Genomic DNA, 22,228 nt, shown 5'->3' with positions numbered 1-22,228 from the left:
TGCGACCCGGGCCCACGCTCATGCTGGCTACCCTGTCCTCAATGGCAGCGGGCTTGGCATGGGGGCGATGTGAGCGCAGCGCGTGGGAGGCGGGAGTGGATCCTCGACACCCTGCTCTGGGCCGCGCTCAGCATGCCGGTCGCCTACAACCAGATCAGCCACGCGGCGGTCGGCTCGCTCCTGACCGGGTGCGCCACCCTGGCCGTCGTCGTCGGCTTCAGTCGCCGGCTGCCCCTGGTGTCAGCCGTCCTCGTGGTGGCGGGCACCCTGGTTGACGGCAACTTCCTGTTCGGCATCCCGGTCATGGGCTACCTCGCGGGGCGGCGTACCGATCGGATCGCCCCGGCAGTGGTCGTCCTCCTACTGTTGACCGTCGGCGGCACCCTGATCAACCTGGTGGTTCTCGACACGGCCCCGGCCCAGTTGTTCCTGCTCGTGGTCACCCTGCTCAGCTGCGGCGCCTTCCCGTGGCTTGTCGGTCGCTACCAAACGCAGCACACCGAGCTGGTCAACGCCGGCTGGGAGCGGGCCGCCCAGCTGGAGCGCGAGCGGCAGATGGTGGCCGCGCAGGCACGACTACACGAGCGGACCCGCATCGCCCAGGAGATCCACGACTCACTGGGGCACGAACTCGCCCTGCTCGCCCTACGGGCCAGCGCGCTGGAGACCGCAGCCGACCTGGCCGCCCACCACCGGGCCGCCGCGCGCGACGTGCGAAAGAGCGCGGCCGACGCGACGGACCGGCTGCAGGAGGCCATCGACCTACTGCACGGGGACGGCACCGCGGCGCCCCTCACCCCAGGCGACCACTCCCCGGAGGATCTGGTGGCCCGGGCCCGCGACTCCGGCGTGACGGCCACGCTCTCCCGTACGGGTCCCTCCGACGACCTGTCGCAGCTGGCTGACCGGGCCGTCTACCGGCTCGTCCAGGAGTCCCTGACCAACGCCACCCGACACGCGCCCGGGGCGGCCGTACACATCACCCTCCGACACACGCCGGACGCCACCACAGCCGAGGTGGTCAACGATCCGCCGCCGGCCGGGCTGCTGCCCGGCGCCCGACAACCGGACCGCCTCGGGGTCGGCCTGGTCGGGCTCCGCGAACGCGTACGCCTCGTGGGTGGCACCCTCCGTGCCGGGCATCGCCCGGATGGGAGCTTCGCCGTTGAGGCGTGGATTCCGCATCATGCCGTACCGCCGGCCGACGAGGAGGTGGCCGTCACCAGCGAGTTACAGCAGGCCCAGCGTCGACTGCGACGCCGGCTCGGGGTCGCGGTGGCTGCGCCGGTGGCGGTCCTGGCCCTGGTGGCGACCGGCTACTACCCGTACGTCGCGCTGAACTCGACACTCCCCGATGGGGACTACGCCCGGATCTCCATCGGCGACACGCGCACCTCGCTCGCCGGGGTGCTACCCACGCGCCAGACCCCGGACCGGCGGAACGAAGCCTTCCCGCCCACCCCCAACGGCGCCCGGTGCGAGTTCTACACCGACGGAAGCTTCCCGGTGGCCCGCGCAACGTATCGGCTCTGCTTCAATGAGGACCGGTTGGTCGCCAAGGACGCGGTGAGATGACGATCAGAGTGGTGTTGGCCGATGACGAGGCCCTGATCCGGGCCGGCGTCTGCGCCGTCCTGGCCAATGATTCCCGCATCGAGGTGGTGGCGGAGGCCAGCGACGGCCACGAGGCCGTGGAACTGGTACGGCGGCACCGGCCCGCGGTGGCGCTGCTGGACATCCGGATGCCCCGCCTGGACGGGCTCGCCGCCACCGCCGAGATCCGCCGGCTGGTGCCGGACACGGCAGTGATCATTCTGACCACCTTCGGGGAGGACGACTACATCTCCCGCGCCATCACCGAGGGCGCCAGCGGTTTCCTCCTCAAATCCGGCGACCCGAGGGAGCTCACCGCCGGGATCCGGGCGGTTGCCGAGGGGGCGGCCTATCTGTCGCCGAGGGTCACGTCGCGGGTCCTCACCCGGCTGGCCGCCGGTCGCCTCAGCGCGGAAGCCGGCGCCCGGGACAAGGTGAGCGCCCTGACGGATCGGGAGCGCGAGGTGCTGACGCTTCTCGGCAAGGGAATGTCCAACGCCGAGATCGCCGATCGGCTGTATCTGGTCGAGGGAACGGTCAAGGCGCACGTGAGTACGCTGCTCACCCGGCTGGGTGCCCGCAACCGCGTACAGGCGGCGATCGTCGCCCACCAAGCCGACCTGGTCTGACCGACAGTTCGGCACGACCAGGCCGGCCCGGGGCGACGAGGTGCGGTCAGGTGACCCGAGGTGGGCAAGCAGCTGGAAATTGTCGGGGCGACCTGGCGCTGGTGGCCGCCGCAGTCAGCACGGGCACATGCGTTCAGTATGTCGGTATATCGTTGCCGCCGCCTCCAGGCCGGCACGAGCTACAGGAAACACAGTCGGCGGTGGTGTTCCACAGCGCCGAGTCCACCTGATAGCCGGCGGCGGTAATCGCGTCGATCGCCTGGGACAATAGGACAGGTCCACCGTCTGGGTTGGTCGGCTTCTCGCTACCCGCCTCCGGATCGTGATGGATGAAGCGTCCCGCGACCCGATCGCAGAAGGCCGCGTAGTCGCGCGTATACAGGATGAACGTGTGCCAACCGATGTCCACCAGGTCGGACGGGCCGATCGGCACGGTGGTGACGGCGGCGGCGCCAAGGAAAGCCAGGGCCTGGTCCAGGATGCGATCCGCCATACCCGTCGGCAAATCCGGGTGGTCCTTAGCGATCCGAGTAGTTAACCGAACGAACAGGTCGGGAGAAACCAGTGAGGCGCCTTGCCGTAGCGCGACTGTGGGCTTGGGCGTTGTCGTGGACATGTCCACTCCTTCGTTGTCCGGCCCGGCCGTCAGCTACGGCCGGAAATCTACAAGGACGACAGGGGCTGCTCGGTAACTTGGGCAGTGGAGACGTGCGCAGCGCGGCATGGCCCGCTGTTTCTCGCTTCCGGTTGGTGGAAAGCGCCTTGGCCGTAGCGGAATGCGACTTCCAGTTGTCGCAAGGTCAGGTCGCGGGCTTCGCGCCGCTGTGGCAGCTCAACATCAAACCGCGAGTCCACCATGGTGCGTACCGGTGCAGGCATCAGTTCTCCCCGGCAGCGATCTGGGTGAAGGCGCCGACCGCTACAACCAGCACCCTCCCTCCATCGACAGTACTCTCTACTCGAACGTCCCGCGTCACCTGCCCGGGTAGCGTTCCTGGCCACCGCAGACGCCGCCGAGATCGTCGGAGGCGGAGCGTCACCACTTGCAAGCCCAACGGGAAGCCACCTGATCTATCGGCATCAGGACCTGCGTGACACTCCGCGGAGTGTTAGCGGCGATGAGCGTGAGAACTGGCGCCAACTCTCGCGCGGAAATCGGTGAAGGCCAGTACGTCGTCACGAACCTGATCGAGATGCTCGGCGGCGGCCGGGACTTTGCCTCGATCGCGGTAACGACCCAGGTGAACTGCGCTCGGACAGCTGCGCCGGTGGGCTGGTTGAAGATCCTCCGCGCGAGGGCGGCGATCCACTGCTGCGCCGACTTCGGCACCTTCATCAGCAGATTCCGCAGGTAGTGGGTGCGGCACCGCGGCCACGACGCCCCGGGCAGGGCCGGCGTGAACGGCGCTATCCGGCAGCTTGCTGTCCGGCGTCGGCCTACGGGACCCAGGAGGTGGGTCGAGGACGGCCAGGAAGGTCAGTACGGCCGGTGGACCAGAGCAGCGCCTGGACCGGATCCCCGGCTGGCGCGCCGGGAAAGAGCCGGGCGAGTACGGCACGGCAGAGAGCTTCCGGCGGCTGCCAGTCGATGCCGAGCCCTTCGGTGATGTCCCGGGTGTGCACCAGCGTCTCGTTGACGCCCAGCGCCGCGAAGCCACTCGGATCGGTCGGGCCCCAGTGCCAGGCTCGCACCGACGGGTCGGACGCCGCCAACACAACGCTGAGCAGCCTTCCCGCTCCGGCGGCTACGCGCAGCAGGTCGTGGGGAGACGCATTGTCGCTGACGACCAGGTCGAACGGAAGGTAGGCGGAGTCGGGCAGGACAGCGAGCTGCCCGGCGTAGGCAAGGAGATCATGCGCGACATGTGCGGCTGTTTCCCAGCAGCTCCAGTCGAGCTCGCCGGCCTGGCGTCGCCAGTCCGCGCGCGCGTGCGGTGTGAGTACCCGAACCATCTCGGCCACGGCTTCGTCGAGATCACGGCTGCCCATCGGACGCATGACAAGCAGGCTGTCAAATCTCGCACCGCCTGGCCACGCCTTTCCTCGCCCCACGAGGTCCTCGTCGGCGCCAGCAACTCCACCGCCACGGTCACCGCACGAGCGCCCAGCTACCGCAGCTGACCTACCGTTCCAACCCTAGAGTGAACGGCTGTGGATCTCGCTGAATGCCTGGACTGGGTGCTCGAGCTCAAGCACCAGCCGCTACCGGATCTCCACGCCACTGTTGCCGGCGCGACAGGTCCGGGCTGCCGGGTCTTTTCGCCCACCGTGGACGACCACCTGGGGCGGCGGGGGTGAACGAACGCAGCAGGAGCGGAATAGCGCTGGGCGCCGACTACCGCCGGATTTGGTTCGGCAACGCGTCGTCGAACCTGGCTGACGGGGTCACATTCATCGCGCTGCCGCTGTTGGCGACAACGATCACCGACAGCCCGGTCGCGGTCGCCGGCCTGTCGATCGCGTACTCGTTATCGCGCATCCTCTCGGTTCTCGGCATCGGTGTGCTCATTGATCGCAGCGACCGCCGCCGCCTGCTCTACCTCGCGAACTTCTCCCGCGCCGGGATGTTCGCCGTCATCACGCTACTCGTACTCCTGGACGCCGCACCGATCGTCGCGCTGTACATCGTCTACGCCGTGATGGGCATCGTCGAGACGTTGGCGGACAGCGCGACGGTCGCCGTACTGCCCCAGGCGGTGCCCCCGGAGCGGCTAGACCGAGCGAACTCGCAGATCGCGGGGACACAGCTGGTCATTGACGAGTTCGTCGGCCCGCCGCTGGGCGGGTTCCTATTCGCCATGGCCGCCTTCGCTCCCTCGGCACTCAACGTCGTTGCCCTCCTGGCAGCCGGGTTCGCCTACTGGCAGCTGCGCGGTCGCTACGTCGTCGCTCCGGCTGATCCGGGCGAGTCGCCCGGCGGCATCCTCGCAGATATCCGCGAGGGCGCGGTGTGGGCGATGCGGCACCAGGTCGTACGACTGCTCATCGTCGTCGGCGGCATCGCCTGCGTCGGCTACATGATCCCGTTCTCCTACCTCGTCCTCTACACGCGCGACGAGTTGGGGCTAGACGCGACCGGCTACGGATTGCTGCTCTCGTTTTCCGCGCTGGGGGGACTGCTCGGTAGCTTCGTCGCCGCCAGGCTGCGCGAACGGATCGGCTACGGGTGGTCCATCGTCGCCGCGCTCATCGTCGGCGCCGTGTCGTTCGTCGTGATTTCGCTGTCGACCAACGTCGTCGTCGTGGCGATCGCACTCGCCACCTACATCGCGCACGCGGCCGTCTGGAACATCATGGCCACCTCGGTGCGCCAACGGGCCACTCCCGCCGCGATGATGGGGCGGGTCGGGTCGGTGGGGCGACTGATCGGCCTGATCGGTCTCGCGGTGGGAGCGGGCGCAGGTGGTTTACTCGCCTCGGGCTTCGGCTACCGCATGCCATTCGCGATCGCAGGCGGGTTCTTCGCCGTCGCGACGGTGCTGTGCCTCGCCTCGATCGGTAGCCTCCGCAGCTGGGAGGAGAGCGAGAGGCAGGCGGCGACGTCGAGTACGGGCGAGTGTCGCGTGTCTGAGTTCTCTTGACGAAACGCGATGTACGTTTGCCGATGCGACCGCCCTTCACCAGGGCATACGCCCCTATCCGGCGAGCAACGCTCCTGATCATTCCGTGCATCTTCCGGAACACAGTGAACGGCAGTAGCGAACCTGCGGCAGCAACTCTCGGCTGCCGTGCCGCTCGATCCACTGCGGATACCGAGCACTGCTCGGCTACTTGTCACACCGGCGCCGTACCGTTACCGCGTGACGCTCGCCGACATCACCCGACTGAACTGACACTCGGGTGAAGGAGCTGTCCAATGTTCTCCAGACGCCCGCCATCCATCCGTTAGACCAGCGTGGACCAGACTTCCGCAATCCCGCCGGGGTAGCACATGCACCTACGCCGCGATCGTGACCCCAAAATCCGACGCGCCAAGATTGCCGACGCGAAGCGTAAAGGTCTGACTATCGCTTGCGAAGTCTGCGGATTCAACTTTGCCCGAACCTACGGAACTCGCGGCACCGACTACATCGAGTGCCACCATCGGACACCGTTGCATGTTTCCGGTCCGACTCAGACCAAGCTCGAAGACCTGGCACTTATTTGCTCAAACTGCCACCGCATGATTCATCGCGCCAAGCCCTGGCTTACCATGGAAGAACTATGCTCCATAGTTAAGCCGTAGAAGCCGTTTTCATCTGGGCGAAACGGCTTCTACAGAGCGTGGCCAACCACCCGAGCCCGGCTGTCGTCGTTGCTGTCCACAGCCGGCGAGTGCAACCAAAACTGCCGGGCGAGGGCGTTTAACGAGGACCGCCCGCTTTCCATCTCTCGAGATCGGCAAGCAGCCCCTCGTAGCGGTCCGATGCAAGAACCGTGCCACCGTCGCGAAGGCGGTTAACGGTAGCGCGGTGTCTCCGAACCGGCGTGCGAACCTTGGTTCCATCGTAGAGCTGCAACCAGAGCCGCTCCGGAACCAGCCAATCGGGACCGCTGTAGAACCCTCGAACCTGCCCCCATGCGACCGTGCGCGTTCGCCACAGCCAGCGCACCCGAACCCCCGATCGGCTGACCACTAGCGCAGTACGGTGAAGCCGCCATACGAAGGTAAGCCATACCGCCGCGAATCCGGTGAAGGCCGACACCGCAGCGAACGGAACCTCCTGCCATCGGGCGGCCATTTGGAAGGCGGTGAACGCAAAGAATGACGAACCGAGCACTGCTAGTGTGCCGGTGAAGAGCCGCATCGGATCCTCATACGGCCGGGTCCAGAACATCACAGGGCTATGATCGCAGCCCAGATCCAGCCGCCAGACGCCCGGCGAGATCAAGCGTCATTTATCTCGCCTCGGTTGCGGTAGCCGACGCCATCTGGCGCCGTCGCATATGCTCAGCCAGTGAGCCCTTTTCATCGTGACCTCGACGGTTTCGACGAATGCCAGTTCACCCTTTGCGCAACCACGGTTGCCTGGCCACACCAACCCGCCGTTGTCGATCACCACGCCACCGAGAGCCATTCCTGGCGCCTCCGGCTGTCCCGCGACGGGGCACGGGTCGCCCGCCTCGGCGAGCCCGTCGCCGGCGAGGCCCCAGACACGGCCGACGCCTCCGCCCGGGCACGGCCAGGTCGGTTCGTGCTCACCTCCGTGCCGAGGTTAAGCCTGGCGGCCGCTCCGGGAGGAGCCGCCACCCCGCGGCGGCCGAGGCGGCGCATCGCGGCGTGCCGGGCCGGTACCCCACGCCCGGCGGGTACCGCGCGATCGTTCGGGGTGTGACTGATCGCGCGGTACCCGTCGCGCAAGGTTGGGTCAGGACACCTTCGTGAGGGTGGCGTGCATGAACGGAACCCAGTTGCCGTCCGGCAGCGGGAAGTCGCAGTCGTAGCTGATGGAGCCGTCCTCGTTGAGCTTGCGGACGTACTTCGCCGGGCCGACCAGGACGAGCTTGTCGTCCTCGAACCCGCCGATGTAGTGACTCTGCTGCTCGTTGTACGGCCCGAAGCTGCTGAAATAGTGCGACCGGAATTTCTGGGTCTCCGGGTCGAAGTCGAGGAACTCGTACCCGACGTCCGGCACCTTGCCCGCCGGCCCCATGTCGATGACGCAGTTCCACCGGTGGACGAGGAAGAAGCCGCCCTCCAGCCACTCGAAGGTCTCGGTGCCCGACAGCTCGGCCGGCGGGCCCATGGGGCCGGCCTCGGTCTTGCCGCTGAGCTTCCAGGTGCCCACGAGGTAGTCCAAGCGCCGCAGCGCTGGGTCCGGCTGCGGCGGCATCTGCTGCTCGTTTTCAGACATGATCACTCCTTTACATCCACCAGTACGGATGGCCAATGGCACGGCACCAGCGCGATCGCGAGATCGGGCCGGTACCGGGTGCACCTGCCACGTCTCTTATGACGTCGGCTGACGTCGGCGCCGCCGGCAACTCATCGGTTTTCGGAGGCGATCGCGAAGGAACGGCCATCCACCCAGCTGATGCGGGATCGGTGGGATGAACGCTCAAGCGCAGGGCTTACGCCCGGCGATGATCACGTAGCCAAAGTCGGCGCCCCACCCGAAGTAGTCCCAGTACGACTGCGTGAGCTCGCGTACGGTGCCGGCACCGAGGCCCTGCCGCGGTATAGGGTGCTGCGGAAATGTGGTCCGCAGTGGAGGACAAGGGACAGATGGCGACCGGGGCAGACGCGTCACAGCCCGGCGCAGAGCGGTCCACCACCATCCTCAACGACGAGGACGACTTCGCGGCCCTCGTCGAGCGGCATCGACGCGAGTTGCACGTCCACTGCTACCGCATGCTGGGGTCGTTCGAGGACGCCGAGGACCTGGTCCAGGAGACCTACCTGCGGGCGTAGCGCAAACGTGAGACGTTCGAGGGACGCTCCAGCGTCCGGGCATGGCTCTACCGCATCGCCACCAACGTCTGCCTCGACTTCCTCCGACGCGATGCCCGCACACCAGCTCCGCACCGCCAGCCAGCCCTGAGCGCTGGACCGTCCACTCCCCCACCTCCGACCGACAAGGTCCCCTGGCTGCAGCCCTTCCCCGACCACCTGCTCGAACCCGTCGCGCCGGCCGAACGGCAGCCCGAATCTCAGATCATGGCGCGAGAAACGATCGAGCTCGCCTTCCTCGTGGCGGTTCAGCACCTACCCCCGCGGCAGCGGGCGGTGCTGATCCTGCGCGACGTCCTCGATTGGCCCGCCATCGAGGCCGCCGCGATGCTAGACATCAGCGTCGCGTCCGCCAACAGCGCACTGCAGCGCGCACGGGCGACGCTGAAGGACCGCCTGCCGCCTCGGCCAAGCGACTGGGGCCCCGCGGCGGACCCGGCAGCGGCCGAGCGCGCCCTCCTGTAGCGCTGCATCGAAACGCTCGAAAACGCCGACGCCGAAAACTTCGCGAAGTTGCTCCGCGAGGACGTGCGGGTCACGATGCCACCGGACCCGCTCTGGATCGTCGGCCGCGACGTCTTCGTCGCAGTTCTCGTCGCACAGTTCGATCCGGCCTCGCCGGCCTACTTCGGGACATGGCGAGCCCTACCGGCACACGCCAACGGGCAACCGGCCATCGCCGGCTACGTACGTCGTCCCGGCGAAGCGATCTACCGTCCGCAGGTGCTCAACGTCTTCCGAATCGACGAAGGCATGATCGCCGAGATCACCGCCTTCTCCCCCGAGGTCTTCGCCTCGTTCAACCTGCCCGATTCGCTCTGAACCGCCGAAGGGGCACCCCGCACCGGCGGGATGCCCCTCGGGGCGGCACCTGGCCAGCGTCTGAGCGCGGTGAGCCCGTCGGCCAGGGCGGCATGCGGGCCTCGAGCCGCTCGTCGGCCGCCACTGCGGCGTCACCTCACGGACCACGCCGCACCCGCGCTTCGGCAGCACCACCGCCGACTACGCCCACGCTCCCGCCTCTCCGTCGCCCCACGCCGCGTCCGGGCAACCGGGTCGTGGCGGATCAGCCTTCCGCGCCACGTGCGCAAGAATGAGGCCGTGGACAAACAATCCACCTTCGCCGACCCGTGGTGGGACTTACGCGGCGACGACTCGGTCGAACGACAGCAACGGCAAGCCCTGCACACCGAACTTTTTATCGAGGTGGCACCCGGCCACCCGCTGCACGGCCAGCCCACCGGGATCGTTGCCAGATCCGAGGCGTCGGACGACATCCTCGTTCAGCTTCCCGAACGCTGGGCACTCATCCACCTCACCTGGAAAGGCGCCCCGGAGACACCGCCTTGGCCAAAGACCGAGTTCTACGGCACCCTCCACACTCTCGTGCAGGCCCTCCAAGAGACAGCCTGAACATCAGGAACATAAGCTCGTCTAGCCCGGACCTGTCACCCACGTCCAGGAGCAACGTCCTCCGGCACGTGAAGGCACTCCGCCAGCAGGGCCACGATGTCGAGCCAGGCCCGCTGCGCGTGCCGCTGGTGGTAGCCGACGCCGGGGAGCACAGTCTGGTCAGCTCCCATCGATGGGTGGTGGAAGGCGTGCAGGGCACCGCCATAGACAACGAGCCGCCAATCGACGTCCGCGGCCTGCATCTCGGCGGCAAATGCGTCCCGCTGGGCCGGCGATACGATCGGGTCCTCCGACCCGACCCCGGCCCACACCGGGCAACGAATGTGCGCCGCCTCGCCCGGCCGGCCGGTGGTCATTGCGTTAATCGTTGCGATCCCGCGCAGATTAGCGGCGTCGCGGCCGAGTTCCAGCACGATGGCTCCCCCGATGCCGTAGCCGATGGCGGCGATCCGGTCCGGGTCGGTCCGTGGTTCGGCGCGCAGCACGTCAAGCGCTGCGTGGCCGATGCCCCGCATCCGGTCGGGGTCAGCGAGCAGCGGATTAAGGCGTGCCAGCATCTCCTGGGGGTCGGTAAACCAGCGTCCGCCGTGAATGTCGAAGGCCAGCGCCACGTACCCCAACTCCGCGAGTGCGTCGGCCCGGCGGCGCTGAAAGTCGTTGAGCCCCGGCCCCTCGGGTCCGACCAGGACCGCTGGCCGGCGGTCGAAGCCAACGGGTAGGGCGAGGTGCCCGATCATCGTCAGGCCGTCGGCCGGGTACTCGACCTTTCTCGTCGTGATGGACGTCATGAAGCCGGACTATAGCGATCGTCGAGACCGGTCCGGCAGATGTTTCGCCAGTGGCAGATCAGCCGAGACCAAGAAGGAAGCCCCTCCAAGTCCCTGACCTTTGGAAGAGATCGCGGAGTTGTGCGGTCATCCTGACGCCACTGTCACGGAGAAGGTATACCGGCACCAACTCCGGCCAATCCTGCTTCAAGGGGCGGCCGCCATGGATGAAATTTTCGAGGCCGTGAAGGCCTGGCTACTCAGTTGGTCACTCAGGAACGGAGAGAGGTCTAGATCATCTATGTGATTTGGGCCTCTACCTGCGTGGGCGATACTGGGATCGAACCAGTGACCTCTTCGGTGCGAACTGGCGGGACGCCGGTCGGATCGGGCCTGATCCGAAGTCAGTCGGCCGATGGAGTTGTGGCAGATGGACATCGTCGGTGGTGGCATGCTCGCTAACGGGCGAGAGGCCAAGGTCGTCACCGGCGTGGATGACTACTCCCGGTTCTGCGTCATCTGCCGGGAGAACGGCGTCACCCACCGGCTCACCAAGCCTCGATCACCTACCACGACCGGCAAGGTCGAACGGTTCCACCAGAGGCCACACGGCTAGTTGATCAAATGAGAGCTCGCCAATTGGGGCAGCCGAAGGTTACATTCATCGCTTTCTCGCCCCTTTCACGTATCCACTGGTGGATACCTTCCACCGTGACTAAGTCCACAGTGGCCACCTTCCCTGGCTTAAAGTACCCCTTAACAAACGGCGCCGGCCAGAAGCTAATCACCTGCGCACCTCCGGCCTTTTCCGGAAACTTTTTTCGTTCTGGCCATTGTAGGATTTTGCCGGTTGCCAGCGCTACATGATTCAGGCCGGAGAACATGACAACGTCACCCATGACGGGGCGCGACAGTAGAGACCCTGTAGCGTAGTCGTGCTGGCGTTTCGCCAGGTATTGAACGAGTGCCGGTGAGAAATTGTTCGATCCGTCAGCGGTGTAAAGGTTCTTCAGCTTGTCGGGATTCACCTTGATGTTGTTCAAAAATGCTGCGACGATCACCGCTTCCCAGCAGTTCATTTCGGCGCTTTTGTTGAAGAGATTAACCCCGCCCTTGCCGCTGATGAGGTTGACGAAGCTGTTCGTGGATCTTATTTCGCCCACGTATCCTGACGGAATCCACTTCATCGTCGCTTTTTTCACTACTAATTCTCGCTCGGCGGTGTGGGCCACTTCCCTCTGTAGCTTCGCCTGCGCGATAGCCTCCTCGAGTGATCCAAAGTCACCGCGAAGGAAGAGAATGCAAGCCGTGAGGACACGGGCTGGGTCATTGCGTTTGCACATTACCCTGTATTCGTCTGTTTCCTGAATCTGCCTTTCGGTCACAGCACTTCTGTCGAGTTCGACGAGTCTCATCGTCTACCCATCCCCTCCCATGATCCATGCCAAATATTCGGCGATCCGAAATTGACGAATCGACAATTTCGAGCCACTGCCAGCCACTGGCCACCGTACTCCTGAGGCTCAATGTTCGGAGCGTGCCGCCGCTGTCCAAAATTCGACAAACTTTTATGTATCAGAATGGACTTTAGTGCCTCTGACTCGCGCCGATGGTTCTCGCTGGGCGTTTTGAACATATTTGTTCTTACTTGACTGACAGTCATCTTTTTTGAATCCCGTACACTCTTCTTCTGGAGCTAGGAGATCACAGCCTACGCGTGTCGGATATTGCACAAGTCGCAAAAGGTGCAAATACCATAACCATCTTTACTTGTCGATTATGGAACTGCCATTAGTCGCCTAGTGATCGCGATCAGGTGACGGGGATTCGCGCCCGCGGAGGTTCACCTGCGCGAACAGCTTGCCGCCGAACTGGAGGATGCGCTGCTGTCGGGCTTCGAGACCGGCTACAAGGCTGGACTAGCAGACGGTCGGCCGCCAGGGGCTCCGCAGCATCGACTCACAGGCGACTCATGATCTCTACCGTCGGATAGCAAGAGGGCCGGCTGGAGTTCTCCAACCGGCCCTCTTACCTGCCTATATCCAACGTGGGCGATCCTGAAGTCGAGCCAGTGACCTCTTCGGTGTGAACGCATGGTCATGGCAGCTTGACCCGCCACGTGACCACCACTGAGCTGCGGAACTTTCCAGCGGAGTCCGTGGACGTCCAGCGTTGTGCTACTCGATTGTCACCCAGTTGGTCACCCACCGGCTCACCCGCTCAATCAGGACTCGACTCGTCCTCGATCAGTGGCTGTCTTCGAAGTAGCTTCAAGCCGTAGGCCACTGGGCGTCGGGCCCCATGTGATCAGGTTTTGTTGCGATGACGCCTGGATTCGATGTCGCGTAGCACATCGGGGTCCCATTGGCTGGCGTTCCAGTCGTCGCTGGTCGGAGTGGGTGACATCGGCCACGCCGGGTCTCCCCCGGCGACCGGCGAGTAGTGTCCGGGGCCGACTCGGTTGGCTTGGGCGATCAGGCGCAGGATCCGCGCCCGGCTGTGCAGTACGCCCCCGACCAGCGCGGCGGCGCCGAGGGTTTGCAGGGTCGCCTGGCTGAACACGACCGCCGGGGCGGTTCGGTCGGTGGCCAGCCAGGCCAGAGCCAGGCTGAGAAAGAGGCAGGAGGAGTAGACGCGCATGCCCCAGTGGCGGCTGTACGAACGGCCGGAGGAGCCGTGCGCCTCGGCCAGCTGGCGGGTGCCGCGGGCCCAGATCAGCGCGCTGATCACCAGGCCGATGATGGCGGCGAGCAGGATCAGGTTGGCCAGTACAAAGCCATTGGCTGTGCCGGTGCCGGACGGGGGCAGCGGCCGGGCCTGGTCGTTCAGTGTGCTGCCGAGGACGGCCGCGGCGATGGCGGCCAGGGCGAAGAGGATGCCGAACCCGGCTACGAACCCGGCTGCGACGTTCCAACCTATGGTCCTGAGCGCGGGCGGAGCCGGCGAGGACCGGCAGGTGTGGCCTTGGCCGGGGCGTTCGAGTTCGATTCCGCATCTCGTGCAGTGCAAGGTGTTCTCCTAGAGGGCGCGGCGGAGACTTCGCCCAGCCGGTTAGGCCGGGTTACCGGCAGATCTCGTGGCGCAGGTAGGGATCCGCCGGGTCCGGTGCGTAGAAGATCATGCCTGGCCAGCGCCGATCCGGCGACCCCGCACTCCGCGCAGGCAAGCGGAAGTCCCACCCGTTCAGCTCGCCCTCCTGATGCAAGATCGTCGCCGGTCGGTCGGCACACGTGTCCTCGCTGCCGAGCAGGAGAGCAACGTGGAAGGTCACCGACGTCTTCGGCCCTCTCTACAGATCGACTTCTTCTGGCCCCCAATGTCACTACCGAGCACGCCAGTTGCCATCCCGCACGCCGGACAGCTCGGGACGCCTTACCCTTACGGCCACCGGAATCATGCGGTGGCCGTCCCCCTTCCCACGGGACCCGAGGTCACCTCACGAACGGCGGCTGTCGTACTAGCTCCCCTGAGCGGCGATGCCCACCCCGACGTCCGTGGTGCCGCTGTCGAGGCCTTGCAGAATGGTCCGGATCGCATCGGCGAGGTCCGCACCGGTCGGCGCACGGTCGGGGTCCAGCAGCCACTGCAGCGCGAGCCCGGGCAGGTGTCCGAGCACGAGCGAGCCGATGTTGCGCGCGGACCTCTCGTCGATATTCTCGGCGACGCTCATGATCATCGCGGCCATGCCGGCCCGGGTCTCCTCGAAGCTCGCCGAGAGTTGCTCGCGGAGCTCGGGGATGTGCTCCGCCTGGGCGAACGCCTCGACACTCGACACCCACAGCGGACGGTGGGTGACGAACGAGTCGATCAGCCGGGCCCAGGCCATCTCGAACTTCTCGATCGGTTCCGCCGTGGTGTTCCACGACAGCGACTGCATGACGGCGTCCAGCTCGACACCCCACTCCGCGAACGACTCGATGATCGCCGTCGTGAGCAGCGCTTCCTTCGAGCCGAAGTAGTACCCGATGGAGGCGAGGTTGGCGCCGGAGGCGGCAACGATGTCGCGGGCGGTCGTGCGCCCGTAGCCACGCTCGTAGAGGCAGATCTTGGCGCCTACCAGCAGGGCTTCCCGGTGTCCCATGGCCGCCATCTTACCGTTCGAGAATCTATACAAACATATAATACAAATGTATAGTCGCCGCCATGGCTGACACGACGATGGCCGGCAAGCGCGAGTGGATCGGCCTCGCAGTGCTGGTCATACCCACGCTGCTGATCTCCATGGACATGACAGCACTGTTCTTCGCGCTGCCCAACCTGAGCGCGGACCTCGCACCGAGCAGTGCGCAGCTCCTGTGGATCATGGACATCTACGCTTTCCTGCTGGCCGGCTCCATGATCACGATGGGTAGCCTGGGCGATCGGATCGGCAGGCGAAAGATTCTCCTCTTCGGTGCCGGGGCGTTCGGTGTCGCCTCGGCGCTCGCGGCGTACTCGGACAGCGCGGAGATGCTGATCGCGAGCCGCGCCGTGCTCGGCCTCGCCGGCGCCACGCTGGCACCATCTACGCTGTCATTGATTCGCAACATGTTCCACAACGACCGGCAGCGTCGCACGGCGATCGCCGTGTGGACCGCCGGTTTCTCGGGCGGCGCCGGCTTGGGCCCGCTGCTCGGCGGCCTGCTGCTGGAATACTTCTGGTGGGGCTCCGTCTTCCTCATCAACGTGCCGGTGATGCTGGTGCTGCTGATCCTCGGCCCCCTGCTGCTGCCGGAGTTCAAGGCGCCGAATCCGGGCCGGTTCGACCTGCTCAGCGCGGCGCTGTCACTCGCCGCCGTCCTGCCGGTCGTCTACGGCGTGAAGATCCTCGCCGAGGACGGTTTCGCGCCGCTGCCGGTGCTGACGGCGTTGTTCGGCCTCGTGGTGGGCACGATCTTCGTACGCCGCCAGCGCCGCCTGACCGATCCGCTGATCGACGTACAGCTGTTCGCCGGGCGCGCGTTCAGCATGTCGGTCCTGGCGAACGTGTTCAGCATCTTCGCCCTGGTGGGCTTCGGCTTCTTCGGCACCCAGTACATGCAGCTGGTGGTGGGCATGCGTCCGCTGACTGCCGCGCTGTGGACGTTGCTGATCGCCCCCGCGATGGTCCTGTCCGTGACGACGGGCACGCTGCTGGTCCGCCGAGTGCGCCCCGGGTACGTGGTCGCGGGCGCGATCGGGGTGATGGCGGCGGGCTTCGCCGTCCTGACCCAGGTGTACGTGGAGGACTCCCTCCTCGCCCTCGGCGTGGGCTTCATCCTGCTGGTGGGCGGGTCGGGCGCGGTCGGCGCGCTGGCCGTGGACATGATCGTCGCAGCGGCCCCGCCCGAGTCGGCGGGCGCGGCATCGGCGTTGTCGGAGACCGGCTCCGAGTTCGGTGGCGCCATGGGCATCGCCGTGCTGGGCAGCATCGGCGCGGCCGTGTACCACTCCCGCATGGACACAGCCGTCCCCGCAGGCCTTCCCTCCGACGCCGCGGAAGCCGCCCGGGACACCCTCGGTGGCGCCATGGAAGTGGCGATGCACCTGCCGGCACAGCTCGGCGGCCCGCTCCTGCAGGAAGCGCGGGAGGCGTTCACCGAGGGCATGCGCCTGGCCGCCGGGGCGGGAGCGGTGATCATGGTGATCATGGCCGTGCTGACCGCGATCATGTTGCGGCACCTGCGCCCGGACACCGGCACGGACACCGGCGCTGACACGAGCACTGCAACGGGCGCGGACACCAGCACTGCGACCAGCGCTGACGCCGGCGTTCATCCTCAGGACCGTCCGGCGGAGATCGTCAAGGAACACCGACCCTGAGCTGTGCACACCCCCGAGCGCAGAGGTAGGCAGGCGGCCCCTCACCTGCCTACCTCTGTTTCACTCTGCCTGCCGGCGTGCTCCATGTGGTGCCGAAGTCAGTAAGGCTTTTGCCTGCCGAGGTCCGCGCATAATCCGCAAAGGTCAGCCGGACACCGATGGCAGCGCGCGTAGCGATCAGCGTTCGAGGCCGGACGGCCAGAGGCTGACGACGGGCCCGGCGCCGGCGACTTCCTGACCCGACCGGTTGGCTGCGTTCGCGGGCATGGACAGAGGCGCCAGCACCCCCTCGAGATGAGCAAGCGCTGTCGCCGCCGTCGCACGTCCGCTGTCCGCGGCTCCGCCTTCAGCCGGCCGCCGGCACCGTCGCACGCAGCCAGTCGTCAACGGCGCGTGCCGTCGTGGCGATGTGCTCCTCCATCATGGTGAAGTGGTCACCCGGCACGTCCGCTGTCGTGTGCGCCGTGGGAAACACCGCCCGCCAGTCGTCGGACGCGGGTTCGGCTTCGGCGATCGACGCCTGTGCCCGCAGGAACAGGACGGGCGCCTCGACGTCCTTCAGGTCGCCCTCACTGATCAGCCGGATGTAGCGGCCCATGGAGGACAGGCGAGCGGTGGTGAACGGGCCGATCTCCGGCTCGCGCTCGAGCAGGAAGGTGCCTTGAACCGCTTTCTGGCCCGTCCTTGATCGTGCGAACGAGCAGGCGCCGAGTATTGGCGGGATGCTCGGAACGGCGACCCGCAGCCTCCCATGCTGCCCTTGTTGACCCCCACATGGGGCACGCAGCGGGCATGACGCTTCCGCCAAGTACGTTTAGGGGGTAGCTCGATCCGGCGCTACGGAATGGCCGGTGTCGGAGTCGCCCAGACCAGGGATGGTGCCGCCACCGCGGCTTGCCGCTGGCCTGGGCCGCCTCAGCGATTCTCGCCTGCTCAGATTGCCGAGGGCCAGGACGCAGAAGATCAGGACGGTTCCGGCGATCATTCGCGGAGCTTTCTCTGCGAGGCTATGCGGCGGGATGGTGCCGTACTTCTGGGAAAAGGCAATGACCACGGGGTGCAGCGCTAATGCGATCAGGGCCGGAAACACGGATATCATTGCGAGCCATCGAAAAGGTCTCCTTACGGCCAACCATGTCCCAGACAGGCGTCCCAGTTGGAAGATGATGATCAAGTTTATAGGCCACCCCACGGTGGTGTTCAGCCGCAGGTTGATGGCCATGGCGTGATCCGGAGAACCACCGGGCGGAATCGCTGGCGAAAAACCGCCGATGAGCCCGCTCACCAGGGATGTGCTGAGATGGGTTACGACGATCAGCGCCAGTACGCGACGCGCCATCGTCGAACGACGCACAGGCTCCGGTTCGGGTGCGACGCTATTGCGTGCGGCACGCCAGAGCGCGAACACGGCGAACAATGCCGCCGCCGTGAACGCCCAAGACGCCGCGCCGCTGTCGGCGACGCCGACCTGGCTCAGGACAGAGTATGTGCACAGCAAGGTCAACAGGGAGGCCCACACGACCGCAGTATCGTGTGATCGCGCATGCACCACAAGGCCATCGCCGTCTACCTCCGCCGGTCGAAGTCCGACTGCGACGCGTTCCGGGCAACCCGCTGTTCCATCCCGTCTGCCGTCGACCCGCCCTCCTGGGGAGCGGGCCGCCGCCCGGCCCGCCACCGTCAAGCGGACCTTGACGGCTCGTACGGGCGCTGGCGGGTCGGGCGGTGGTCTGCTCGGCTTGCCCGGGTCGATGGCAGGCGGGATGGCCCACGGCAACCACCCACGGACCGCGACTCGCCGGCGGAGCCCTGGCCGTCCCGGAGCCGGAGCGCCCCCGCCGGAGGCGCACCGACGGCAGCCCCGGAACTGCCGCCAGCTCGCCGACGCGGCCGGCGTGGGCTCCCCTACGCCGCGCGGGCTCGTGGCCGCGCGGCCCGGCCGGCTGCCGGCCCACCAACTCACCCCCAACGGCCTGTCGTTCTGCGGCGGCCCTCCGGGCATCCCGCTGTCCGCGCCAGCCGCCGGGCGTCAGGCGGGACGGCCGCAGAGCGACAGCGGCAGCGGCCGGTGCGCGCCCAGGTGGCGGCGCGTGCGGCCCGTTGCGGGCCGCCTTGATAGACGTACAGAAAGTCCTCCCACACCGGCCGGGAGCCGGCCGTCCCAACCCAGCCGGAGGGATCACGATGGGTTGACGTGTCGGTGCCCGGTGCTACTCTGGCGGTCGTTCGAGCACGCCAGCGCGGCCCTCCGCCGGATCGCTGGACTCGACTCCTGAGACGCCGAGCGGCCTTTCTGCCACTGAAGCGGTCCACTTTCCGCCGGCCCTCGATCGCCCCGGCCGCTATGTCGGCCACAGAATCCGCGGAATGGCCCAGCGCGGCTTTCGCCGTCCACGATGGCCTGGATTCGCTACCTTCCACGGGTAGGGCAGCCGGCGGCAATCCCGTTGGATGCTGGCATCACAGGGTTCCCACCCGTGCCGGCCCCGTGACCTCCACGAGTACGCGAGGACATCACCCATCGGCGGAGTGTGGCACCACCACGATTCCGCCCTCCGGCGTGAACCGCCCTTACGGCGGTGCCAGGAGACACGACGAACACCACCAGCGGACCCCGTCCACGGCTGGTGGTGCTTCGTCTTCCGTCCCTGCCACCCCGTGAGGAGAACCCGATGTCCACCCCGCTCCCCCTGTCCCGGCCCGGCCTCGCCGCTGGCCGGATCGCCCAAGCCCTGCACCGTGCTACCACTCCGGACTATCTCGGCTGGTTGGAACACACCACCTCCGCTGGCGGCTGCACTCGCCCGATCCGCCTCACCGGCACCCTCACCAGTGTCGAGGCCGACACCGGCCGCATCATCCGAGAACTGCGCACCGACGAGCTACCCGACCGCGCGATCTACAAAGCGTGCGGCAACCGCCGCGCATCGCAGTGCCCGGACTGCGCCTGGGTCTACGCGGGCGACGCCTTCCAGGTCGTCCGCACCGGCCTGACCGGCGGCAAGACCGTCCCCGCCACCGTCGCACGGCATCCGGTCGTGTTCGCCACGTTCACCGCACCTTCCTTCGGCGCGGTCCATCACCGGCACGTTCCCCAGCACACCTGTGCCGCCCGCCAGCGTTGCGACTGCCGGCCCGCGCCCTGCCGCGCCCGCCGTGACGCCGGCACCTGCGAGCACGGGCAGCCCGCGGCCTGCTTCGCCCGCCACGACACCGACGATCCGCAGCTCGGGCGGCCACTGTGTCTGGACTGCTACGACCACGACCACCAGGCCGTGTGGAACGGTTTCTCCGGCGAGCTGTGGCGGCGCACCAAGCAGGCCATCGAACGCCAGCTTGCCGCTCTCTGCCGCCGACGAGGCATCGGCCACGCCCAGGTCGTCACCGACTCCGGCCGGGTGCGTCGGGTGCCGCCGGTTCGGGTGTCACATGGCAAGGTCGCCGAGATGCAACGCCGGGGAGCCGTGCACTTCCACCTCCTGCTGCGCCTCGACGGCGTCGACCCCGGCGACTCCGGTGCTCTGACGCCGCCGCCGGCCGGGATCACCGCCGACGACCTGGACAACGCCGTGCACGCGGCAGCCCGGCAGATCACCGTCACCACCCCACCACACCCCGACCGCCTCGACGGCTGGCCGGTGGCGTGGGGCGAGCAGGTCGACGTGCGCCGCGTCGGCAGCGGCGATGGTGCCGTGACCGACGCGAAGGTCGCTGCCTACCTCGCCAAGTACGCGACCAAGGCCACCGAAGTCACCGGTCACGCCTCGACCCGGCTCACCTCTGCGACCATCGGCACCTACGCCAACCCCGACGGCGACCACACCGCCCGCCTCATCGACGCCTGCTGGCGACTCGGACGCCCCACCGCCACCCGTACCACCGGCAACGCCGGACAGGGCTGCGACCGTCAAGGCCGCCTTGACACCACAGCGAACCCCTACGCCGGACTCCGCCGCTGGGCACACATGCTCGGCTTCGGCGGCCACTTCCTCACCAAAGCCCGCCGCTACTCGGTCACCTTCGCCCTGCTCCGCGACACCCGCGCGACCTACCGCCGCACCGAAGACAACGGAACCGAAACCCTCACCGTCGGCACGCTCACCTACCTCAGGGCCGGCTGGCGCACCGACGGTGACGCCCTACTCGCCAACACTGCCGCCCGACAGCGACGCGAGAGCAGACGCATCGGCCGGGAAGAAGTCGCCCATGACGCCTGGCTTACCGGGGCCGCCGCATGAACCACGACCTTCGCCCCCGCTGGTACTCACCTGCCGAGGTCGCCGTCCTGCTCGGCTTCGGAATCTCCAAGGTCAAGATGAAGATTGCCACCGGTGAGCTGCGCTCCATCAAGGACGGCAAGTATCGCCGTGTCCTCCCCCAAGTGGGTCGATGAGTACGTCCGCGAGCAGGTCGAAAAGCAGGAGGCCGCCTGATGCCCGGACGTGCCCGCGCCAACGGGGAGGGGTCGATCTTCCCGTACCGCACCGGCTTCGCCGCATACGTGTGGGTCACCAAGCCCGATGGGCAGCGGACACGCAAGTACGTCTACGGCAAGACACGGGACGCCGTGCACGACAAGTGGATCAAACTGCACCAGCAGGCAAAGGCGGGAGCGGTGGCGACCAGTGTCCCGACCGTCGGTAGCTTCCTCGCCTACTGGCTGACCGAGATCATCGAACCGAACCGGGCCCCGCTCACCCTTCGCCACCTACAAGACATTCGTCCGCCGCTACCTCTCCCCTGGCCTCGGCTCCAAGCGCCTCGACCGGCTCCAGGCGCGGGACGTGCAGACCTGGCTCAATCAGGTGGCCCGTACCTGCCAGTGCTGCGCCCAGGGCAAGGACGCCGCCCGTCGTCAAGAGAATCGCCGCTGTTGCGCGGCCGGGCGGTGCTGCCAGGCAGTCCCGTCGACGCGCACGGTCAGCGACATCCGGGCCGCGCTGCGGGCCGCCCTCACCCACGCCCAGGCCGAAGACCTCATCAGCAAGAATCCGGCCGTGCGGTCGCTCTGGCCACCGTCCGCCGTCGACGCGGGAGGTCCTAGTCCAGCGACGAGGCGCGAAAGTTCCTAGAATCGGCCCGCGCCGACGAGGACCCGCTCTACGCCGCCTATGCCCTGGTCCTCGTCACCGGCCTGCGTAAAGGCGAGGAGTTGGGACTGGCATGGGAGGACGTCGACCTCCATGCCGGCAAGCTGACCATCGGCCGGCAACTGCAACGCGTACGCGGGAAGCTTCTGCACCGCGACACCAAAGACCCAGGCGTCCGACGCCGCCCTCCCCCTGCCCGACATCTGCGTGGCCGCACTCAGATCGCGGAATAGCCAACGCGATGAGGCACGAGCAGCCGCCGGAAAGGCCTGGCACGAGAACGACCTCGTATTCACCACCCGCCATGGCACACCCATCGAGCCGCGCAACTTCCAACGCTCCTGGCCGATCTCGACGTCCATCCGCGAGTCGCCATGCAGATCCTCCGGCACGCCCGCTTCTCCGTGACGATGGAGATCTACACCCAGGTCTCGTCAAAGGCGACCAGGGACGCCCTCAAACGTCTCGGCGAATCGCTCGGACAATGACGGGCTGCTGTACGGGCAGCAGAAAGGCCACCTCCCA

At 67.0% G+C, this 22,228-nt stretch carries 18 protein-coding genes and 6 pseudogenes; 13 read left to right on the top strand and 11 right to left on the bottom strand.

The features are described 5' to 3' along the window. The first annotated feature begins 132 nt into the window (after positions 1-132). Together SALPAC4_RS0117695 and SALPAC4_RS0117690 are read left to right on the top strand one after the other, a co-directional pair. Positions 133-1,575 carry a sensor histidine kinase gene (locus SALPAC4_RS0117695; RefSeq protein ID WP_033664760.1) on the top strand — a complete coding sequence of 481 codons (1,443 nt, stop codon included), beginning with the start codon at positions 133-135 and terminating at the stop codon, positions 1,573-1,575. Beyond that, entirely contained in the window at positions 1,572-2,222 is a 651-nt protein-coding gene (locus SALPAC4_RS0117690; RefSeq protein WP_019871450.1) for a response regulator, read from the top strand. Before SALPAC4_RS0117695 ends, SALPAC4_RS0117690 begins: the two co-directional genes overlap by 4 nt. A 133-nt stretch (positions 2,223-2,355) precedes the next feature. On the opposite strand, the gene SALPAC4_RS0117685 is transcribed toward SALPAC4_RS0117690, so the two are convergent. The 3 genes and pseudogenes from SALPAC4_RS0117685 to SALPAC4_RS0117675 form a co-directional block, all read right to left on the bottom strand. After that, on the bottom strand, positions 2,356-2,838 hold the full coding sequence (locus SALPAC4_RS0117685; protein WP_223874773.1) for a glycine-rich domain-containing protein: 483 nt from the start codon (positions 2,836-2,838) through the stop codon (positions 2,356-2,358). A gap of 497 nt (positions 2,839-3,335) precedes the next feature. Continuing rightward, a pseudogene (locus tag SALPAC4_RS29160) lies at positions 3,336-3,615 on the bottom strand (transposase); the annotation flags it as partial. A gap of 44 nt (positions 3,616-3,659) precedes the next feature. Then, the gene (locus SALPAC4_RS0117675) at positions 3,660-4,211 is read right to left on the bottom strand and encodes a hypothetical protein (protein ID WP_019871447.1); all 552 of its coding nucleotides are present in this window, start codon (positions 4,209-4,211) and stop codon (positions 3,660-3,662) included. Between the two features lie 162 nt (positions 4,212-4,373). Between SALPAC4_RS0117675 and SALPAC4_RS28000 the strand changes: the two genes are divergently transcribed. The 3 genes from SALPAC4_RS28000 (at position 4,374) to SALPAC4_RS29155 (ending at position 6,447) form a co-directional block, all read left to right on the top strand. Then, a complete protein-coding gene (locus SALPAC4_RS28000) occupies positions 4,374-4,520 on the top strand; it encodes a hypothetical protein (protein ID WP_019871446.1) in 147 nt (48 codons plus the stop codon). After that, on the top strand, positions 4,517-5,803 hold the full coding sequence (locus tag SALPAC4_RS0117665) for an MFS transporter (protein WP_019871445.1): 1,287 nt from the start codon (positions 4,517-4,519) through the stop codon (positions 5,801-5,803). Before SALPAC4_RS28000 ends, SALPAC4_RS0117665 begins: the two co-directional genes overlap by 4 nt. Positions 5,804-6,153: 350 nt before the next feature. Next, complete coding sequence (locus tag SALPAC4_RS29155) at positions 6,154-6,447, top strand: HNH endonuclease (protein ID WP_080640918.1); 294 nt, start codon at positions 6,154-6,156, stop codon at positions 6,445-6,447. Positions 6,448-6,565: 118 nt separating this feature from the next. Here SALPAC4_RS29155 and SALPAC4_RS0117660 read toward each other — a convergent pair whose 3' ends face one another. Beyond that, a complete protein-coding gene (locus tag SALPAC4_RS0117660) occupies positions 6,566-7,039 on the bottom strand; it encodes a hypothetical protein (RefSeq protein ID WP_019871444.1) in 474 nt (157 codons plus the stop codon). A gap of 531 nt (positions 7,040-7,570) precedes the next feature. Then, positions 7,571-8,056: a DUF1579 family protein gene (locus SALPAC4_RS0117655; RefSeq protein ID WP_223874772.1), complete on the bottom strand. Its 486-nt coding sequence runs from the start codon at positions 8,054-8,056 to the stop codon at positions 7,571-7,573. 371 nt (positions 8,057-8,427) lie between these two features. Between SALPAC4_RS0117655 and SALPAC4_RS28595 the strand changes: the two are divergent. Together SALPAC4_RS28595 and SALPAC4_RS25420 are read left to right on the top strand one after the other, a co-directional pair. Then, positions 8,428-9,474, top strand: a pseudogene (locus SALPAC4_RS28595) (RNA polymerase subunit sigma-70). 279 nt (positions 9,475-9,753) lie between these two features. Further along, positions 9,754-10,065: a hypothetical protein gene (locus SALPAC4_RS25420; protein WP_027644343.1), complete on the top strand. Its 312-nt coding sequence runs from the start codon at positions 9,754-9,756 to the stop codon at positions 10,063-10,065. 35 nt (positions 10,066-10,100) lie between these two features. On the opposite strand, the gene SALPAC4_RS0117640 is transcribed toward SALPAC4_RS25420, so the two are convergent. After that, positions 10,101-10,853 carry a dienelactone hydrolase family protein gene (locus SALPAC4_RS0117640; RefSeq protein WP_019871438.1) on the bottom strand — a complete coding sequence of 251 codons (753 nt, stop codon included), beginning with the start codon at positions 10,851-10,853 and terminating at the stop codon, positions 10,101-10,103. A gap of 100 nt (positions 10,854-10,953) precedes the next feature. Between SALPAC4_RS0117640 and SALPAC4_RS28585 the strand changes: the two are divergent. Together SALPAC4_RS28585 and SALPAC4_RS0117635 are read left to right on the top strand one after the other, a co-directional pair. After that, a pseudogene (locus SALPAC4_RS28585) lies at positions 10,954-11,139 on the top strand (hypothetical protein); the annotation flags it as partial. 93 nt (positions 11,140-11,232) lie between these two features. Continuing rightward, positions 11,233-11,433, top strand: a pseudogene (locus SALPAC4_RS0117635) (IS481 family transposase); the annotation flags it as partial. Between the two features lie 19 nt (positions 11,434-11,452). On the opposite strand, the gene SALPAC4_RS26745 reads toward SALPAC4_RS0117635, so the two are convergent. The 3 genes from SALPAC4_RS26745 to SALPAC4_RS0117615 form a co-directional block, all read right to left on the bottom strand. Further along, positions 11,453-12,247, bottom strand: a complete 795-nt coding sequence (locus SALPAC4_RS26745; RefSeq protein ID WP_223874771.1) for a hypothetical protein — start codon at positions 12,245-12,247, stop codon at positions 11,453-11,455. 892 nt (positions 12,248-13,139) lie between these two features. Then, positions 13,140-13,841, bottom strand: coding sequence for a hypothetical protein (locus SALPAC4_RS0117625; protein ID WP_019871436.1), 702 nt, complete (start codon positions 13,839-13,841; stop codon positions 13,140-13,142). 448 nt (positions 13,842-14,289) lie between these two features. Next, a complete protein-coding gene (locus SALPAC4_RS0117615; protein ID WP_019871434.1) occupies positions 14,290-14,913 on the bottom strand; it encodes a TetR/AcrR family transcriptional regulator in 624 nt (207 codons plus the stop codon). Between the two features lie 62 nt (positions 14,914-14,975). Here SALPAC4_RS0117615 and SALPAC4_RS0117610 point away from each other — a divergent pair, with 62 nt between their 5' ends. Further along, positions 14,976-16,613 carry an MFS transporter gene (locus SALPAC4_RS0117610; protein ID WP_020113527.1) on the top strand — a complete coding sequence of 546 codons (1,638 nt, stop codon included), beginning with the start codon at positions 14,976-14,978 and terminating at the stop codon, positions 16,611-16,613. Positions 16,614-16,959: 346 nt separating this feature from the next. Here the strand turns inward: SALPAC4_RS0117610 and SALPAC4_RS0117605 are convergent, their stop codons facing one another. After that, a complete protein-coding gene (locus SALPAC4_RS0117605) occupies positions 16,960-17,211 on the bottom strand; it encodes an alpha/beta hydrolase family protein (protein ID WP_019871432.1) in 252 nt (83 codons plus the stop codon). 216 nt (positions 17,212-17,427) lie between these two features. Then, positions 17,428-18,132 (bottom strand): hypothetical protein, encoded by a 705-nt coding sequence (locus SALPAC4_RS27790; RefSeq protein ID WP_027655164.1) that lies wholly within the window; start codon positions 18,130-18,132, stop codon positions 17,428-17,430. Between the two features lie 1,153 nt (positions 18,133-19,285). Here SALPAC4_RS27790 and SALPAC4_RS0117600 point away from each other — a divergent pair. From SALPAC4_RS0117600 to SALPAC4_RS25410, 3 genes and pseudogenes are all read left to right on the top strand, one after another. Continuing rightward, positions 19,286-20,851, top strand: coding sequence for a replication initiator (locus SALPAC4_RS0117600; RefSeq protein WP_019871431.1), 1,566 nt, complete (start codon positions 19,286-19,288; stop codon positions 20,849-20,851). Then, positions 20,848-21,046 (top strand): annotated as a pseudogene (locus SALPAC4_RS25415) (excisionase family DNA-binding protein). Before SALPAC4_RS0117600 ends, SALPAC4_RS25415 begins: the two are co-directional and overlap by 4 nt. Then, positions 21,046-22,191: pseudogene (locus tag SALPAC4_RS25410) on the top strand (site-specific integrase). The pseudogenes SALPAC4_RS25415 and SALPAC4_RS25410 overlap by 1 nt, the downstream one beginning before the upstream one ends. Positions 22,192-22,228: the final 37 nt, after the last annotated feature.

The sequence above is a fragment of the Salinispora oceanensis genome, from assembly GCF_000383575.1.
Lineage (GTDB): Bacteria > Actinomycetota > Actinomycetes > Mycobacteriales > Micromonosporaceae > Micromonospora > Micromonospora oceanensis.
The sequence above is the reverse complement of the archived record's forward strand: the minus strand, read 5'-3'. Positions and strand labels throughout refer to the sequence as shown.